The sequence below is a fragment of the Streptomyces sp. YIM 121038 genome, from assembly GCF_006088715.1.
In the GTDB taxonomy this organism is placed as follows: domain Bacteria; phylum Actinomycetota; class Actinomycetes; order Streptomycetales; family Streptomycetaceae; genus Streptomyces.
In genome coordinates this window covers 9491560-9507411 of the sequence record NZ_CP030771.1, presented here as the reverse complement: position 1 = coordinate 9507411, position 15852 = coordinate 9491560, and the positions used below count along the sequence as shown (strand labels likewise).

The 15852-nt window shown below is 73.7% G+C and carries 12 protein-coding genes and 1 pseudogene; 8 read left to right on the top strand and 5 right to left on the bottom strand.

Annotation, left to right across the window (positions count from 1 at the left end):
- Positions 1-59 precede the first annotated feature (59 nt).
- Entirely contained in the window at positions 60-1613 is a 1554-nt protein-coding gene (locus C9F11_RS40165) for an alpha/beta hydrolase (RefSeq protein WP_138965126.1), read from the top strand.
- On the top strand, positions 1610-2833 hold the full coding sequence (locus tag C9F11_RS40160) for a serine hydrolase domain-containing protein (protein WP_138965124.1): 1224 nt from the start codon (positions 1610-1612) through the stop codon (positions 2831-2833). The genes C9F11_RS40165 and C9F11_RS40160 overlap by 4 nt, the downstream gene beginning before the upstream one ends.
- A 51-nt stretch (positions 2834-2884) precedes the next feature.
- Here the strand turns inward: C9F11_RS40160 and C9F11_RS40155 are convergent, their stop codons facing one another.
- Positions 2885-3955 (bottom strand): PP2C family protein-serine/threonine phosphatase, encoded by a 1071-nt coding sequence (locus C9F11_RS40155; RefSeq protein WP_138965122.1) that lies wholly within the window; start codon positions 3953-3955, stop codon positions 2885-2887.
- Positions 3956-4462: 507 nt separating this feature from the next.
- Between C9F11_RS40155 and C9F11_RS40150 the strand changes: the two genes are divergently transcribed.
- Positions 4463-6439, top strand: coding sequence for a peptidoglycan recognition family protein (locus tag C9F11_RS40150; protein ID WP_138965120.1), 1977 nt, complete (start codon positions 4463-4465; stop codon positions 6437-6439).
- Between the two features lie 94 nt (positions 6440-6533).
- Here the strand turns inward: C9F11_RS40150 and C9F11_RS40145 are convergent, their stop codons facing one another.
- From C9F11_RS40145 to C9F11_RS40135, 3 genes are all read right to left on the bottom strand, one after another.
- Positions 6534-6884 carry a hypothetical protein gene (locus tag C9F11_RS40145; protein ID WP_138965118.1) on the bottom strand — a complete coding sequence of 117 codons (351 nt, stop codon included), beginning with the start codon at positions 6882-6884 and terminating at the stop codon, positions 6534-6536.
- A gap of 330 nt (positions 6885-7214) precedes the next feature.
- Entirely contained in the window at positions 7215-7715 is a 501-nt protein-coding gene (locus tag C9F11_RS40140; RefSeq protein ID WP_030675137.1) for a hypothetical protein, read from the bottom strand.
- Between the two features lie 131 nt (positions 7716-7846).
- Positions 7847-8500 carry a CGNR zinc finger domain-containing protein gene (locus C9F11_RS40135; protein WP_138965116.1) on the bottom strand — a complete coding sequence of 218 codons (654 nt, stop codon included), beginning with the start codon at positions 8498-8500 and terminating at the stop codon, positions 7847-7849.
- Between the two features lie 251 nt (positions 8501-8751).
- On the opposite strand from C9F11_RS40135, the pseudogene C9F11_RS50000 reads away from it, so the two are divergent.
- The 5 genes and pseudogenes from C9F11_RS50000 to C9F11_RS40115 all read left to right on the top strand — a co-directional run.
- A pseudogene (locus C9F11_RS50000) lies at positions 8752-8823 on the top strand (hypothetical protein); the annotation flags it as partial.
- Positions 8807-9415 carry a leucine-rich repeat domain-containing protein gene (locus C9F11_RS40130; RefSeq protein WP_346347466.1) on the top strand — a complete coding sequence of 203 codons (609 nt, stop codon included), beginning with the start codon at positions 8807-8809 and terminating at the stop codon, positions 9413-9415. The pseudogene C9F11_RS50000 and the gene C9F11_RS40130, both read left to right, overlap by 17 nt.
- Positions 9416-10242: 827 nt before the next feature.
- Positions 10243-11472 (top strand): hypothetical protein, encoded by a 1230-nt coding sequence (locus tag C9F11_RS40125; RefSeq protein ID WP_138965112.1) that lies wholly within the window; start codon positions 10243-10245, stop codon positions 11470-11472.
- Positions 11469-13679, top strand: coding sequence for a tetratricopeptide repeat protein (locus C9F11_RS40120; protein WP_138965111.1), 2211 nt, complete (start codon positions 11469-11471; stop codon positions 13677-13679). The genes C9F11_RS40125 and C9F11_RS40120 overlap by 4 nt, the downstream gene beginning before the upstream one ends.
- Complete coding sequence (locus tag C9F11_RS40115; protein WP_212767878.1) at positions 13676-14239, top strand: flavin reductase family protein; 564 nt, start codon at positions 13676-13678, stop codon at positions 14237-14239. Before C9F11_RS40120 ends, C9F11_RS40115 begins: the two co-directional genes overlap by 4 nt.
- On the opposite strand, the gene C9F11_RS40110 is transcribed toward C9F11_RS40115, so the two are convergent.
- Complete coding sequence (locus C9F11_RS40110) at positions 14204-15562, bottom strand: lysine N(6)-hydroxylase/L-ornithine N(5)-oxygenase family protein (RefSeq protein WP_138965109.1); 1359 nt, start codon at positions 15560-15562, stop codon at positions 14204-14206. The two genes, C9F11_RS40115 and C9F11_RS40110, sit on opposite strands and share 36 nt — an antisense overlap.
- Positions 15563-15852 lie beyond the last annotated feature (290 nt).

The following is a 15852-nucleotide window of genomic DNA, read 5'->3' as shown; positions in this document are numbered from 1 at the left end:
CGTGGCACGGCGCGTGCTCCTAGTGTCAAGGGCGACACCGCTTGATCCAAAGGAGCACCATGCGCGTCGCACCCGCCGCCACCATCGGCCTCGGCCTCGTCGGCCTGCTGGCCGGAGCCGTCCCCGCGACGGCCTCCCCCGCCCCGCCCCCCGTCCGCTCCGAACAGCACCAGCGCCTCGACTGGCGTGCCTGCCCCGCGGAGCAGAAGGAGCTCAACGAGGCGGGCGCGCAGTGCGCCCGGGTGACCGTCCCCCTCGACTACGCCCGGCCCGGCGGCCGTACGATCCAGCTCTCGATCTCCCGCATCAAGGCCAAGAATCGCAGCGAGCGGCGCGGCATCCTGCTGTCCAACCCCGGCGGCCCGGGCGGTACCGGGCTCGCCACCACCCTCGCCCTGCGCCCGGCGCTGAAGGACGTGGCGGACCGCTACGACCTGATCGGCTTCGACCCCCGGTTCCTCGGCGACAGCAGCCCGATCTCCTGCACCCCGGCCGGGCCGCCTACACCGCCCGCGCCGACGACGTCCGCCCGCAAGGACTTCGAGGCCTCGGTGCGGTCCGCGCGGGACCAGGCGCGGCGCTGCCGCGAGCACGGCGACAACGCCGCACTCCTCCCGCACGCCTCCACCCGCAACGTGGCACGGGACATGGACGCCATCCGGGCCGCCCTCGGCGAGCGCAAGCTGTCGTACTACGGGGTCTCCTACGGCGCCGATCTGGGCGCCGTGTACACACAGATGTTCCCGCGCCGCACGGACCGCATGGTCATCGACTCCTCCACGGACCCGGCGGCCACCCAGTACGAACTGTTCCGGCGCTCCGGAGAGCCGCTGGAGAAGTCCCTCGACGAATGGGCCGGGTGGGCCGCCCGGCACCACGGCACCTACCGGCTCGGCCGCACCGCCACCCAGGTGCGGGCCACCGTGCAGCGGCTGCTCGACCGGGCCGAGCGGCGGCCCGTGGCCCTCGCGGGCCTGCGGCTCAACGCCCCCGTCCTGCGGCTGATCCTGAAGCAGCCCATCCAGCACCAGGAGAACGACCCGGCGCTCGCGGCCATCGTGCGGGACCTCGTCGACGCCGCCGCGGGCAAGCCGGTCGAGCCGGGACCCGAACTCGCCGCCATGCTGGAGCTGCTCTCCTCCCCGGAACTGGCGGACAGCTTCGTGGGCGGTGCGGTCTTCATGTGCGGCGACGGGGGCTGGCCCGCGGGCGGCTGGCCCGCGGACCCCGAGACGTACTGGCGCAACAGCGTGCGCAGCCGCGCCACCCAGCCGGTCTTCGGCCCGTACGTCAACGGCATGATCGCCCCGTGCGCCTTCTGGGGCGCCGAGCCGCGCGAGCCGGGCACCAGGATCGGCAACAGCGTGCCCGTCCTGATGCTCCAGGCCCGCCGTGACAACAACGTTCCCTACGAGGGCGGTCTCGCCCTGCACCGCAAGCTCACCGGTTCCCGTCTGGTGACGGCGGACATCCGCGCGCACGGCGTGTACGGACGCGGTCTCGACGGATACCGCCCCGTTCCGTGCGCCGACCGGGCCGTCAACGACTATCTGCGCGGCGGGGATCTGCCCACCACCGACGTGACCTGCGCCGCCACGGAGGTGACCCGATGACCGGGACCGGCCCGACGATGAGCCGGCGCACCACCATGGCGGCCGCCGCCGGGGCCCTGTTGGCGGGCGCGGCCCCGCAGGCCGCGGCGGCTCCGCACGACACGGCGCCCACCGCCCCGGGGCGCGGGCGCCACGCTCTCCAGGCCGATGTCGACGCCGTCCGGGCGACCGGGGCCACCGGCGTCATCGCCGAGGTGCAGACCCCGCACGGCCGCACCACGGCACGCGCCGGAGTGGCGGACCTGGAGTCCGGCCGACCGGTGCCCTGGGACGCGTACTACCGCATCGGCAGCGACACCAAGACCTTCACCGCCGTGGTCGCCCTCCAGCTGGTCGGCGAGGGCAGGCTCGCGCTCACCGACACGGTCGAGCGCTGGCTGCCCGGCGCGGTCCGGGGCAACGGCAACGACGGCGGCAGGATCACCGTCGCCAATCTGCTGCGCCAGACCAGCGGCCTGAACGACTACGTCACCATCGCGGAGGGGGAGTTCACACCCGAGGGGTACCGCAAGGGACGGTTCCGCACGCACACGCCCCGGGAGCAGCTGGCGGCCGCCCTCGCGAAGCCGCCGCAGTGGCTCCCGCGCCGCGACGCCCCGGCGGCCGAGCGGCGCTGGGGCTATGCCAACACCAACTACGTCGTCGCGGGCCTGGTCATCGAGGCGGTGACGGGCCGTCCATGGGCGCAGGAGGTCCACGAGCGCATCATCGAACCGCTCGGCCTCCGGCACACGCTGATCCCGGGAACCTCCCCTTACGTCCCGCAGCCGACGGCGACGGCGTACACGCAGTTCCCCGGGAGCAAGGAACTGACCGACACCACGCTCGCCGCCGTCGGCGGCGCGGACGGCGCCCTCATCAGCACGACCCGCGACCACGCCGTCTTCCTGCGCGCCCTGATGGCCGGACGGCTGCTGCGCCCCGCGCAGTTGGCGGCGATGCGGCGGACCGTCCCGGCCGAGGACTGGATCCGGGCGAAGGGCGTCCGCTACGGCCTCGGCATCGCCTGGCGGCCGGTGGCGGGCAGCGGCTCGGGCCTGTGGTTCCACGGCGGGACCCACCTCGGCGTGGTCTCCGAGTCCGGCGTCACCGAGGACGGCACCCGCGCCGTGACGACGGCGACGTTCACCCTGCGCACCGACGGGACCCGACAGGAGGCCCAGGACGCCGCCACGCGGCGCCTGGTGGACAACGCGCTGCGGGCAGGGGGCGCCCGCTAGGTCCAGGGGGTCGGCCCGGTGCTCGGGGAAGGTCGGCGGACACGCTCGTGGTCACAGCGTCCAGGAGCGGTCCGCCGGCCTCGGGGGCGCGTCGCGCGGTCGGCCGAGCGCGGTGGGGACGGGCTCGGCGAGCAGCAGGGTGAGGTCGTCCGCGAGCGGGGTGCCGCCGGTGTGGCGGTGCAGCAGGTCGGTCAGGCACCGCAGGGCGTCGTGCGGGTCGGGCGCGGTCAGGGCCGCGTGGCACCGCGGGGAGTCGAGCGGGAAGGGGATGCTGTCGGCGTCGCGGGCGTCGGTGAGGCCGTCGGTGTACAGGAGCAGCCGCTGCCCGTGCGCCAGCTGGACCCGTTGCAGACAGGGGGCGGGGTGCAGGCCCAGCGGGGGCGAGGGCCGCGGCGGGGAGAGCAGGTGAAGGCGGCGGCCGGTGCGCAGGGGCGGCGGGTGACCGCAGTTGACGATGCGGGCCTCGCCGGGGTGGAAGTCGACGAGCAGCAGGGTCACGAAGTCCTCCGGGCCGAGTTCGGGGCCCAGGTGCTCGTCGAGGGTCCGGGCGAGCCGGACCGGGTCGGGTTCGGTGGCGGCGGTGCGCCGGAAGGCGGCGAGGACGGCGGCGGCCACCCGCAGGGCCTGGACGCCGTGCCCCTTGACGTCGGCGAGCAGCACGCGCGGGCCCGCGCAGGTGAGCACGGCGTCGTGGACGTCACCGCCGATGCGGGCGTGCGGGTCGGCGGGGCGCGTGTGCACGGCCAGGCCGATGTGGCCGACGCGGTCGGGCAGCGGGCGGGCCAGGGCCTCCTGCACGGTGTCGGCGAGTCGGGTCATCCGGTCGAGCGCGCGCTCGGCGCGTACGCGGGAGTACGCCGTCACCACGGCCCACACGGAGACGGCCGTGATGTTCAGGGGGGAGGCCAGATCGCGCAGCGTGAGGGGCGACGCGTCCAGGAGTGTCAGGCCGACGGCGACGGTGCCCAGGGCGGCGGTGACGCGCGCCGAGAGCCGCTGGGCCCCGAGGAGCGGCCCGAGCAGGAGCAGTGCGTGCAGGGGCACGTGGGTGAGGCTCGTGACCGTGGCCGCGGCCGCCTGTGCCCCTACCGCCGTGGCGAGCCACTTGCGCCGTGTTTCCACTGCGTCCCCCTGGTCGTCTGGTGAAGTTCGGTTTTCCGCGCACGACCCCTGCGTGCGGGGTACTGTGCCAGCTTCGATGACGGTACGTGGCCAATTCACCACAGCCCGCGCACCGCTGCCCCGGCGCGGGTAGCGTCGAGCGCCGCCCGCACCGCGCTCGCGGCCGGGGCGGCCTACGCCTGCACGCGGCCCCGCTCCGGCTTCCCGTCCGGCTACGGCGCGGGGCCGGAGAACCACCGTCCGGCCAAGACGGTGACACGGGCGGTGAAGGGCCGGTGGCCGCAGCCGCGGCTCCGCGCGGCCGCGCCCTCGCATTGGTCCATTCCACTGACGCGCGGCAGGCGATCGCGCTACCCGGGGCGAAAACCCGGGGAAACGCCGCTGACATGGGAAATCCCTTCTTCTGGGCCTGATTGACGGATCGTCGGAGAGCGGGTACCACTGACGCACGCCCGGCCCCGCGTGCCCCGTTCCGCCGCACCGGCCCAGAGGTCTCAGGAGGCTGCCTTGCGAGGATCCGCCCACCGCTTTGAATCCGCCGCGCGCAGACGCACCGTGAGGACGGCGGGCGCCCTGGCGTCGGCCGCCCTGCTGGTGCCGCTCATCGGCGCCGCCCCGGCACCGTCCGCGGCCGCGCCCGCGGGACCCGACTCCCTCCAGCGCGCGTTCGCTGCGGCCGCCGCCGAGTACGACGTGCCGCAGAGCGTGCTGCTCGGCGTGTCCTACCTCCAGTCCCGCTGGGACGCACACGACGGCGCCCCGAGCGTGACCGGCGGCTACGGCCCGATGCACCTCACCGACGCGCGCACCGCGCTGGCCTCGGCCCCGCACCACAGCGAGGGCGACGAGGACCCGCGCGGCGACGCGTCCCGCCCGGCGCTGAAGCCGCGCCAGGTGCCCGACGAAGCCCAACTGCCCGCCCGGCTCAAGACGTTGAAGCGCGCCGCGCGGCTCAGCGGCATTCCCGAGCGCGAGCTGCGCGAGGACACCGCGGCGAACGTCCGCGGCGGTGCCGCCCTCCTCGCCGCCGCGCAGCAGCGGCTCGACAGGCCGTTCAGCGACGACCCGGCCGACTGGTACGGGGCGGTCGCCGCGTTCTCCGGCGCGGACGAGCAGGCGGGCGCCGCCTCGTACGCCAATGAGGTGTTCGCGGTGATCCGCGACGGCGAGCGGCGCACGACCGACGCCGGACAGCGGGTGCGGCTCGCCCCGCGGCCCGGCCTGCGGCCCGACGCGGCGCAGGTCGAGCGCATGGGCCTGCGCAAGGCACCGGCGGCGGAGACGGACTGCCCCAGGTCCCTCGCCTGCGAGTGGATCCCGGCCCCGTACGAGGAGTTCGGCGACAACGACTACGGCAACCACGACAAGGCCGAACGGCCCGGCTCCCAAGGCATCAAGTACATCGTGGTGCACGACACGGAGGGCAGGTGGGAGGGCGTCCTGAAGCTCGTCCAGGACCCGACGTACGTGTCCTGGCACTACACGCTCCGCTCGTCCGACGGCCATGTCGCCCAGCACGTGCGCACCAAGGACGTCGCCTGGCACGCGGGCAACTGGTACGTGAACTCCAAGTCCGTCGGCCTGGAGCACGAGGGCTTCCTCACGGCACCCGACACCTGGTACACGGAGGCGATGTACCGCTCGTCGGCGCGCCTGGTGAAGTACCTCGCCAAGCGGTACGACATCCCGCTGGACCGGCAGCACGTCCTCGGCCACGACACCGTCCCGGGCACCACGGCGGCCACCATCCGGGGCATGCACACCGACCCGGGCCCGTACTGGGACTGGCAGCACTACTTCCAGCTCCTCGGCAAGCCGCTGCACCGCACGGCGGGCCCGAAGGGCGGTCTGGTGACGGTGGCGCCCGAGTTCAGCAGGAACCAGCCGGAGTTCACCGGCTGCGTCAAGCCCGGCGAGAAGTGCCTGCCGCACGGCTCCAGCGCGGTGCGCGTGCACACCGAGCCCCGTGACGACGCGCCGCTCGTCAAGGACATCGGACTCCGTCCGGGCGGCGAGCCGTCCACGATCGACGTGAACGACATGGGCTCGCGCCTGTCCACCGGCCAGCGGTACGCGGTCGCGGACCGCCAGGGCGACTGGACGGCCGTGTGGTACCTCGGCCAGAAGGCGTGGTTCAAGAACCCGAGGAAGCAGCCGACGGCCGTCGACGCGCGCGGCTGGACGGTGACGCCGAAGGACGGCGCGAGCGAGGTCCCGGTGTACGGCCGCGCCTACCCGGAGAAGGAGGCGTATCCGCCGGAGGTCCCGGTGCAGTCGGTCTCCCCGCTGCCGTACAAGCTGCTCGCGGGCCAGAAGTACGCCATCGGCGACAAGGTGCCCGGTGAGTACTTCTACGCGCCGACGTTCGATCTGAAGCCGCACCGCGTGGTGCGCGGCAAGGACGTCTACTACGAGATCCAGTTCGGCCACCGGGTGGCGTTCGTGCGCGCCGCCGACGTCACGGTGGTGCCGTCCGGCACCTAGCCGCGGCGGCCCCGGGAACCGCCGGGCCCGGGCCTGTCGTGGGGGCAGGTCCGGGCCCGGCGCATGCGCTACCGAGGACACGCGGCCGCGTGGGTCAGCCGGCGGTCTCCGTACACCAGATGGGCTGGCCCTGGTAGTAGATGCACACGTTGCCGTCGTCCTGGACGGACAGGATGGCCCCGTGACGCCCGGAGGTGTTCGACGCCCACACGGGGCGGTCGTCCTGGGCGTAGACGACGAGGTTGCCGTCGCCCTGCATGACCGCGCGGTACCCGTCCGGGCGGGTGTCCGGCGACCACACGGGCTTCTCGACGCTGTCCCGGTAGACGACGAAGTTGCCGTCCTCCTGGAGCCGGAGCAGCGTGTGGCCGTTCCCGGAGGTCCAGGCCATGTTGCGGTAGATCGTGCTCGACGGTGTGTTCGGATAGACGTCGTTGTTGCTCATACGCGACTTCCCTCCCTGTCGAGATGGGCGGACACCCCGCTCCCCCACGACGCTAGGCGCGGTGGCGCCCCGCGCTTGAGAACAGAGCACGCCAGCCTGAACACGAGGGTACGAACGGTAGGAAACCGCCAGCCGACGAAAGCTCTCCACCAGCCCGTTGGGCGGTACGGAGCGCCTGTCACCGGGTGACGAAGCGGCGCGAATCCGGCGCCGCGTCGGCGGGCCCGGGGCCCTGTCCAAGGCCGGTACCGGCCAGGCGGGACGGGGCGGTGCGCCCCGCGCGGACCGAGATGTGTGACGCCGCCGCGCGGGGACCGGGAGGGTGGTGGCTCAGCCCTGCTGGAACAGCTCGGCGGGCAGCGGCTTGAGGAGTGCGTACAGGTCGTCGGTGATCGGGCGGTCCCAGGCCGCGATGGTCACCAGGACGTTGTCGCTGCGGTCGAACTGGACGCAGGAGATGCGGCTTTCGGAGAGCCGCAGACGGCGCACGATCAGGAGGTTGTCCCCCTGCATCACCGGCACGTCCTCGCTGGAGACGACGGTGACCTCCTCGTCGTTCTCCAGCGCGAGCAGGAGCTGGGCCACCTCGAAGGGCACCTCGCCGTCGGCGAGCTCGCGGGCCGGGGAGCCCTCCGGCAGATTGCCGATGATCATCGCGGGGCCGCGGCCGCCGAACAGGTCGTAGCGCAGGAAGACGCCCTGGCAGCTGCCGTCGGGGGCGGGCAGCAGGCCGGCACCGAGGTTGCCGGGCCAGTCGCCCGGATCCATGGCGAGGACATCGAAGTCCGGCCCGGCGGGGGTGGCGGAGCTGCGGCGGCGGAGGAAGGACATGCGGCCATGGTACGTGCCCGCGGAGTCGTTTCCGGCGCGGGGGCCGCGAGGGAGAAACCCGTGGTCACGGCGGGCGCCGGGGGTGTGCGAGATCGTCGCGCGCGCCGTTCCGCCGAGGGCGGCACGGCGCGTCAGGCCGGGCCGCGGCCGCGCTCGTGGTGGCGGGCCACGCGGGCCCGGTTGCCGCAGGACGGCTTGCACCACTCCTGGCGCGGGTGCTCCTTGAGGAAGTACCGCACGCAGCGGGGCGCGTGGCAGGCGCGCAGGCGCCGCCGGTCGGGTCCGGCGAGGAAGGCGTGCGCGGCCCGGGCCAGGGCGGCGTCGAGCAGGTCGGCGCGCCGGTCGGGCGAGGCAGGGCCGGCCGCGGGCACGGGCTCGTCGCGCAGCCGGGGAGCGGCACCGCCCGGCCAGGTGAGCACGGGCACGGTGGGCACCTTCGCCGCGGCCTCGTTCAGCCGGGCGACGGCCTCGGCGGGCGGCAGGAGGCGGTGGGCGTCGGCGGGGCTCGGCTCGCCCGGCAGGACCGCCCGGGCGAAGAGCGCGCGGACGGCGGAGCGCACCGCCCGTACGCGGTCGAGCCCGGCGGCGTCCGCGCGGTAGCGGCCCGGCGCCAGGGCTTCGGGCAGCGCGTCGGCGTGGTCGCGCACCCAGGCGGTGAGGCCCTCGGGCGCGTCGAGGTCGTCGGCGACCCCGCCGCGCCCGTCGTGGCGGACGGTGGCGGCGAGGTCGAGCGTCAGCCGGGTGGGGCCGGGCGCCGGTGCGGAGGCCTGGGGCGGAGCGGGCATGGGCTAATGATAGGTTCCGCCGCATCCATTAGGCGGGTTTCCCGCGGAGCCCGCCGGGGCCGGGGCGCGGGTCCGCCGGGCCGCGCCGGGAGCCCTTCACCGCGGAAGCCTCGCACGGCGGGAGCCCTTCACGGCGGGCGTCGCCCGGTCGGCGTCAGGGCCGCGGGCGCGCCCCGGAAAGAGGTGCCGGTGACCAGCGCGACCGTACTGAACTACTGGAAGGCCGGACTCACCGACGTACCCGACGAGGTGTGGCGCCATCCGCGTCTGGACGTGCTCCTGCTGCCCGGCAACCAGCTCACGCGGCTGCCCGCCCGCCTCGGCACACTGGCCTCGCTGCGCACCCTCGACCTCGGCCACAACCAGCTCACGTCCGTGCCGCGCGAGCTCGGCGACCTCACCGCGCTGAGTGACTTCCTGTACCTGCACGACAACCGCCTCACCTCCCTGCCCGGGGAGTTGGGCCGGCTGACGCGCCTGGCCTATCTGAACGTCGGCGAGAACCGGCTCTCCGAACTGCCGGACACCGTCGGGGACATGAGGGGCCTGGTCGAGCTGCGCGCCCAGCACAACCGGCTCGGCTCACTCCCCGCCTCTCTCGGCGGCCTGCGCTCCCTGCGGGAACTGTGGCTGCGCGGCAACGCCCTCACCTCGCTGCCCGCCACCGTGCGGGGGCTGAGCGCGCTGCGCGAACTGGAGCTGCGCGAGAACGCCTTCGCCGCGGTGCCCGACGCGCTGCGCGGACTCCCCCTGCTGCGGCGCCTCGATCTGCGGGCCAATCGACTGCGCGAACTTCCCGGCTGGCTCACCGAGTTGCCCGCCCTTGAGAAACTCGATCTCCGCTGGAACGAGGTACCGGACGACGACTCCACGGCGGCGGCCCTGCGCGCCCGCGGCTGTGTGGTGCTGCGCTGAGCCGTGCACGCCGCGGCCGAACGGCCCGCACCGGGCAGAGAATTCCTTGACTTAAAGCGCGGCCGCGTTAACTGTCCAAAGGTATAGGGAGATTTCCGAAGCGGGCATTCCTTTGCCTTTCGGGCCACCCGCACGCCTGCGACCTGCCCATATGCAGGATCGCCGGAGAGACCCCAAGGGACTTTGCCCACCGTTGAATTGACCTCGCGGAGACGGTATACGGATGCCCGCATTCCCGGGTTGACATCAAAGGCGGCGCCGCACCAAGCTGTCCGTGGACCAGTGACGAGGGATCTAGATATGCCACTCCCATCGATTTCACTGGGGTCCTGGCACATTTCCCGCGGGTGGATTTCCGCGCCCTTTATCGATTCGGGGGCGTGCCGCCCGGGGCTGCCACCCGAAGAAAGGAACAGCCATGGCGCGCGCCGTCTGGATGCGACCCGGGACCATTCCGTCCGGAGCCGGGCGCGGCACGGCACGTTCCACCGAGTGACCTGGCGACGCCGGATCCGGGCGTCATTCCTCTCCGGGCGGCGGAGTTCCCCTCCGCCGCCGACTCCGCGGCTCACCGGATGAGCCATCGGGCCCCGGCCCGGCCGCCGGCCGCCAGGTCACATCACCCCATGGGGACCAGCCACCGAGAGGAGGTGACCCATGAAGAGGATGCCGATCCGCAAGGCCGGTCCGATCCGTCTGACGACCGCCTGCTACTACGCGTGCGCCGAGCACTGAGCACCGCGGAGCCGGGCCCCGGTCCGGGCCCGGCTCCGTCCCCGCCCTCCCCGGCCGGGTCCGCCCGGCCCCCTGGCAGAGAGGCACGCCGGATGAGCGTGACCGCACCGGGCGGCGCCACCGTCCGCCTGCACCGCCTCACGATGGTCGCCGAGGCCGACGGCGTCATGGTCGGCCGCCCCGACACCGGCTCGTACGCGGTGTTCCCCGAGGAAGGCGCCCAGGTCCTGCGGCTGCTCGACGCCGGGGGGTCCGTCGCCGACGCCGCCGACTGGTACGCGCGCACCTGCGGCGAGACCCTCGACATGGAGGACTTCCTCGCCGCCGTCGACGACCTCGGCTTCCTGCGCGCCGACGGGGACGCCCCGGACGCCGGGGAGTCCGGGCCCGCGCCCGTGCGCTGGCAGCGGCTCGGCCGCTGGACGTTCTCGCGCCCTGCCGGGGCGTGCTACGGCGTGCTCGTCGCGGTGGCGCTGGCCGCCATGGTGCACGACCCGGCGCTGCGGCCCTCGTACCACCAGCTGATGTTCACGAGCCACATCTCGCTGATCGCCGTCAGCCTGTTCGCCGCGGCGATCCCCTGCATCTTGGCGCACGAGGGCTTCCACGCGCTCGCGGGCCGCAGGCTCGGGCTGCCCTCGACGCTCGGCATCGGACGGCGGCTGTACTACCTCGTCGCCGAGACCCGCATGGACACGCTCCTCAGCGTCGAACGGCGCCGCCGCTACCTGCCGTTCCTCGCGGGCATGCTCGCGGACGTGCTGCTGGTCAGCGTGCTCACGCTCGCCTCCGCCGGCCTCGGCCGGACCGGTGCGCCCGGCTGGATCCCCGCGCTGTGCCTCGCGGTCTCCTTCACCTGTGTGCTGCGGCTGGTCTGGCAGTTCCTGTTCCATCTGGAGACGGATCTGTACTACGTCGCCACCACCGCCCTGCGCTGCACCGACCTGCAGAACGCCACCCGCTTCCACCTGCGCGCCCTCGTCCGGCGAAGGCTGCGCCGCCCGCCGCCACGGGCCGACCGGGAGTGGTCCGACCACGAGCGCGCCATGGCGCGCCGCTACGCGCCGGTCCTGGTGTCCGGCTACGCCTTCTCGCTCGCCAGCCTCGCCTGGGCCGCCGTGCCCACCGCGCTGACCTTCTGGTCCACGGCCGTCGACCGGTTCACCCGTGCGGGGACGCCGGTCGCCGACCTCGTCGACGCCGCGTTCTTCGTCACCCTGACGGCGTTCGAACTGAGCCTCCTGCTCTACGTCACCGTGCGGGACCGGCGCGCCAAGGCCCGCACCGCCACCGCCCCACGCCGAGGAGCGTCATCCGCATGACCGCCCTGCCGCCCCATCACCGCTGGATCCTCACCACCGAAGACCCGGAACCGACCGGCGAGCTGCCCGCGCCCCCGCGCCCCGACCTGGAGGTCGGCTGCCACCGGCGGCTGCGCGGGCCGTTCACCGGCGGCGGCTCTCTGCTGCGCAGCGTCGTGCCCGAACTGCTCGCCCGCGACGCCGAGTCGGTGGCCGCCCGTGCCACCGAGATCACCGTGATCGCCCCGGACCTCGCGCCCCTGGTCCCGCGCACGCCGCAGACGCTCACCCAGCTGGCCGACGCCAAGGAGCGCACCCGCTTCTACCCCGCGCCGCGCGCCCTGCGCCTCGCTCACGGCGTGGCCGAACTCGCCCTGGACTGGGCGCGCCTGCTCCGCCCCGAAGGCGCCGTCATCGCCTTCCACGACGTGGACGAGGCCGACCCCACCGACCGCGAGCTCGTGGCCATCCTGCTGCGCCGCTGCGACCCCGCCCTGCTGACCGTGGTCGCGGAGAGCCACGGCGACCACGACGACGCGCTCACCCGCGCGCTCACCACGTACACCGTCCGTGCCGCGCGGCCACCGCGGCCGCGGTCGTCCCGGCGTGCGGGCGCCGACCTGGCCCAGCTGTTCATCGACTCCGACGGCACCAGCCGCGACCCGGCCGCGCGGAACGCCTACTACGCCCTGCCGCCGACGGAGCGGGCCCGCAGGCACACCGCGCGCGCCGAGGCCCTGCGGGACCTGGACGATCCGACGCTGCGCCTCGGTGCCGTCCCGTACCACCTGGAGCACGGCTCCGATCCGGCGGGCGCGGGTGTCGCGGCCTTCGTCGAGGCCGTCAACAGCTGCTTCGCCGCGGGTCTGTACGAGGCCGTCGCCGACCTGGCCGCGCGCGGGCGCCGGCTCGCGGCCGACGGCGGCTGGTCGCAGGCGTACCGCACCTTCACGCACAAGGCCGCCGCGTGCCTGTGCTATCTGGGGCGCGGCCAGGAGGCGTTCGCGCATCTGGAGGAGATGCGCCGCAGCACGGCCGACCCGGACGTGCACATGGGCACGGCGTATCTGTCGGCGATGCTCTACACCCGCTTCCTGCCCCGGGAGGAGCACGACGAGGACCTGGCGCTCGCCTGGGTGAACACGGCCATCGCGTTCGCCGACAGCCATCCCGACCCCGAACGGCGGGTGCTGGCCCGCGCGTTCATGCGCAACGCGAAGGCGCTGGTGCAGCTGCACCGCGGTGACGCCGACGGCTCCCTGGCGCTCGTCGAGGAGGCGATCGCCCTCACCGACGCCGGCTTCGCCCCGGACGAGCAGCTCCTGCACCGCTCCGTCCTGCTGTACAACCGCGCGCAGGTGCGGGCCGCGCGCGAGGACCACACGGCCTCGCTGCGCGACTACGACGACGTGATCCGCCGCGACCCGGACTACGGCGACTACTACTTCGAGCGCGCCGCGCAGTACCGGGCGCTCGGCCGCCACGACGAGGCCCTGCGGGACTACGCCACGGCGATCCGGCTGACCCCGCCGTTCTACGAAGCGCACTTCAACCGCGCCGACCTGCTGCTCGAACTCGGCGACGACGAGGGCGCGTTGCGGGACCTGGACTACGCCCTGGACCTGGAGCCGGGCCACCTGGGCTCCCTCACGCACCGCGCGGAGCTGCTCCTGGAACGCGGCGACACGGCCGGGGCCCGCCGCGACGTGGAGCACGGCCTGGCCATCGAGCCGCGCCACGCCCCGCTGCTCGCCGCGCAGGGCGCGCTCCTGGAGGCGACCGGGGACGCGGAGGCCGCGTACGAGAGCTACTCGGCGGCACTGGTGACCGAGCCCGCGTTCGTGCCCGCCTGGGCCAACCGCGCCGTGCTCGCCTACACCAGCGGCCGGCCCGAGCAGGCCGTCGCCGACCTGGACGCGGCGCTGCGCATCGAGGACGACGCCACCTTGCGGACCAACCGTGCCGTGGCGCTGCAGGACCTCGGCGAGCACCGCCGCGCGCTCGCCGACCTCGACGTGGCGGTCGCCGCCCTGGGCGCCGACGACCCGGACGTGTTCTATCTGCGGGGTCTCAGCCGCCACGCCCTGGCCGACACCCGGGGTGCCCTGGCGGACTGGCGCGCCCATCTGAAGGCCTTCGGCCCGGGCGAGACGTCACCGCGCGGCGAGGAGATCGAGCTGCGGGCCGGTGACCTGACCCTCGCGGAGATACGGGAGGGAGTCGGGTGAGGGACAGCGAGGCCCTGGGGCGAGCGGAGCCCGCCGCGGCCCTTTCGCCCGGCGGTGGCGCGGACCCCGATCTGGTGCGGCGCGCCCTGCGGCATCACGCCAAGGGCGTCGCCGTCGTCACGGCGGGCGTCGGGCGCCCGCCGGTCGGCTTCTGCGCCACGTCCGTCACGTCGCTGTCGCTCGCCCCGCCGCTGATGTCGTTCACGGTGGGCCTGCGCTCCGCGTCCTGGCCGGTGGTGGAGGGCGCCTCCCACGTGATGGTGCACCTCCTGGCCGCGGGCCAGGAGTCCGTGGCCCGCGTCTTCGGCGGCGCGGGGCGGGCCAAGTTCGGCCCGGACACGCGCTGGCGCCGCGGGGCGCACGGCCTGCCGGTCCTGGACGGGGTCCTGGCCCGGCTGGCGCTCGCGCCCGTCGACCGCCTCCTGGTGAGCGACCACGCCCTGGTCATCGGTCGGGTGACCAGGGCGTGGCACGCGGCGGACGGACGCCCGCTGGTGCACCACGACGGCGGTTACGTACGCCTGTCAGACGCTCTGGCGCTGACGGCGGGCGAGGAGTGAGTCGCGGATCTCCCCCGCCCGCACGGCCGTGTTGGACAGCAGCGTCGACGTCAGGCCGTGGGTGTGCTCGGTGCCGCCCTGGAGGTAGACGGCGGCGCTGACGTTGGCGTTGGTGGCCACGCGGTGGTCGCGGCTGACGACCAGCTCGTCCTCGTCGTCGCGGCGGCACAGCTTGTCGACCTCGCCGAGGCGTTCGCCGAGGCCGCGCGGCCGGTAGCCGGTGGCGTAGACGAGCACGTCGGCGGCCAGCGTCTCGCGCTCCCCGGTGGGCAGGAACTCCACGCCGATGTCCAGGCGGTCCGGGTGCGCGTCGATGTCGCGGATGCGGGTGACGTTCAGCATGCGCAGCCGCTCCCGCCCCTGGACCTTCTCCTGGTACATGGTCTTCGACAGGGACTCGATCAGGTCGATGTCCACGACCGAGTAGTTGGTGGAGCGGTGGTAGTCGAACAGCGACTGCTTCACCTCCCGGGGCGCGTGGTAGAAGAGGTCCACGGCCTCGGGGTCGAAGATGCGGTTGGCGAAGGGGCTGTCGTCGGCGGGCGTGTAGCCGTACTTGGCGAACACCGAGCAGACCTCGGCGTCCGGGAAGTTCCGGTGCAGGTAGTCGACGCACTCGGCGGCGCTCTGCCCGGCGCCGAGCACGACGGCCCGGCGCACCGGCGTCGCGGTCTCCTTGAGCGCGGCCACGCGCGGGATCAGCTGGCTGTTGTGGAAGATCCGCTCGGAGTTCTCCATGCCGGGCGGCAGGTGCGGCTCCAGGCCCGTGGCCACGCAGATGCTGCGCGCACGGCGTACGACGGTCCGCTCCGGGTCGTTCGCGTCCCGGCTGACGACCTCGAAGTGCGTGACCTCGCCGTCCTTTGTCACGGGGCGTACGGCGACGACCTCGGCCGAGTAGTCGACGAGGTCGTCGACGCGGGCCGCGGCCCACTCCAGGTAGTCGTGGAACTCGACGCGCAGCGGGAACAGCGTCTTCTGGTTGAGGAAGTCCACCAGCCTGTCGCGCTCCTGCAGGTAGCACAGGAAGCTGAAGGAGCTCTTCGGATCACGCATCGTGACCAGGTCCTTCAGGAAGGACACCTGCATGGTCGCGTCGTCGATCAGCATCCCCCGGTGCCAGCCGAACCGCGGCTGCTTCTCCAGGAATCCGGCGCGTATCCGGTCGCTCTCGCCGAGCCGCGCGTTGTGTTCGTGGACCGCGATCGCGAGCGCCAGGTTCGATGGCCCAAATCCGATCCCCAGGACGTCATACATCACGTCCGTCCCCCTGTGCTCATCACGCGTCTCCGGCCCACTGTGCACGGCATTCACCCGCTTCATCGCCTCCTTAAGCAGCCACATGTTAGATAAGGTTAGCCTTACCTTGCAATGTCTGAGGAGGAATCATATGCGGGACGCCGCCCCCGACCACCGGATCCGGGGGTGCCGGGCACCGCGGACCTTGCTTGATTCCGAGGGCGCTTCGCCTTGCCCCGGAAGGGGAGTGGACCCCACCGCCACTCACTTCGAGAGCGGCACGTCCGCCCGGGGAAGTGACCACGCACACATGGACCCCAGGGCGATCAGGCATCCAACTCCGCACCCCGGCCCGGTCGCCGCCGACTCACGGG

What these genes read in the sequence shown, in the direction of transcription:
- C9F11_RS40125 (WP_138965112.1), top strand. Translation starts at nt 10,243, where the DNA reads ATGAGCGTGACCGCACCGGGCGGCGCCACCGTCCGCCTGCACCGCCTC.
- C9F11_RS40110 (WP_138965109.1), bottom strand. Translation starts at nt 15,562, where the DNA reads ATGAAGCGGGTGAATGCCGTGCACAGTGGGCCGGAGACGCGTGATGAG.
- C9F11_RS40120 (WP_138965111.1), top strand. Translation starts at nt 11,469, where the DNA reads ATGACCGCCCTGCCGCCCCATCACCGCTGGATCCTCACCACCGAAGAC.
- C9F11_RS40140 (WP_030675137.1), bottom strand. Translation starts at nt 7,715, where the DNA reads ATGTCCTTCCTCCGCCGCCGCAGCTCCGCCACCCCCGCCGGGCCGGAC.
- C9F11_RS40165 (WP_138965126.1), top strand. Translation starts at nt 60, where the DNA reads ATGCGCGTCGCACCCGCCGCCACCATCGGCCTCGGCCTCGTCGGCCTG.
- C9F11_RS40160 (WP_138965124.1), top strand. Translation starts at nt 1,610, where the DNA reads ATGACCGGGACCGGCCCGACGATGAGCCGGCGCACCACCATGGCGGCC.
- C9F11_RS40145 (WP_138965118.1), bottom strand. Translation starts at nt 6,884, where the DNA reads ATGAGCAACAACGACGTCTATCCGAACACACCGTCGAGCACGATCTAC.
- C9F11_RS40135 (WP_138965116.1), bottom strand. Translation starts at nt 8,500, where the DNA reads ATGCCCGCTCCGCCCCAGGCCTCCGCACCGGCGCCCGGCCCCACCCGG.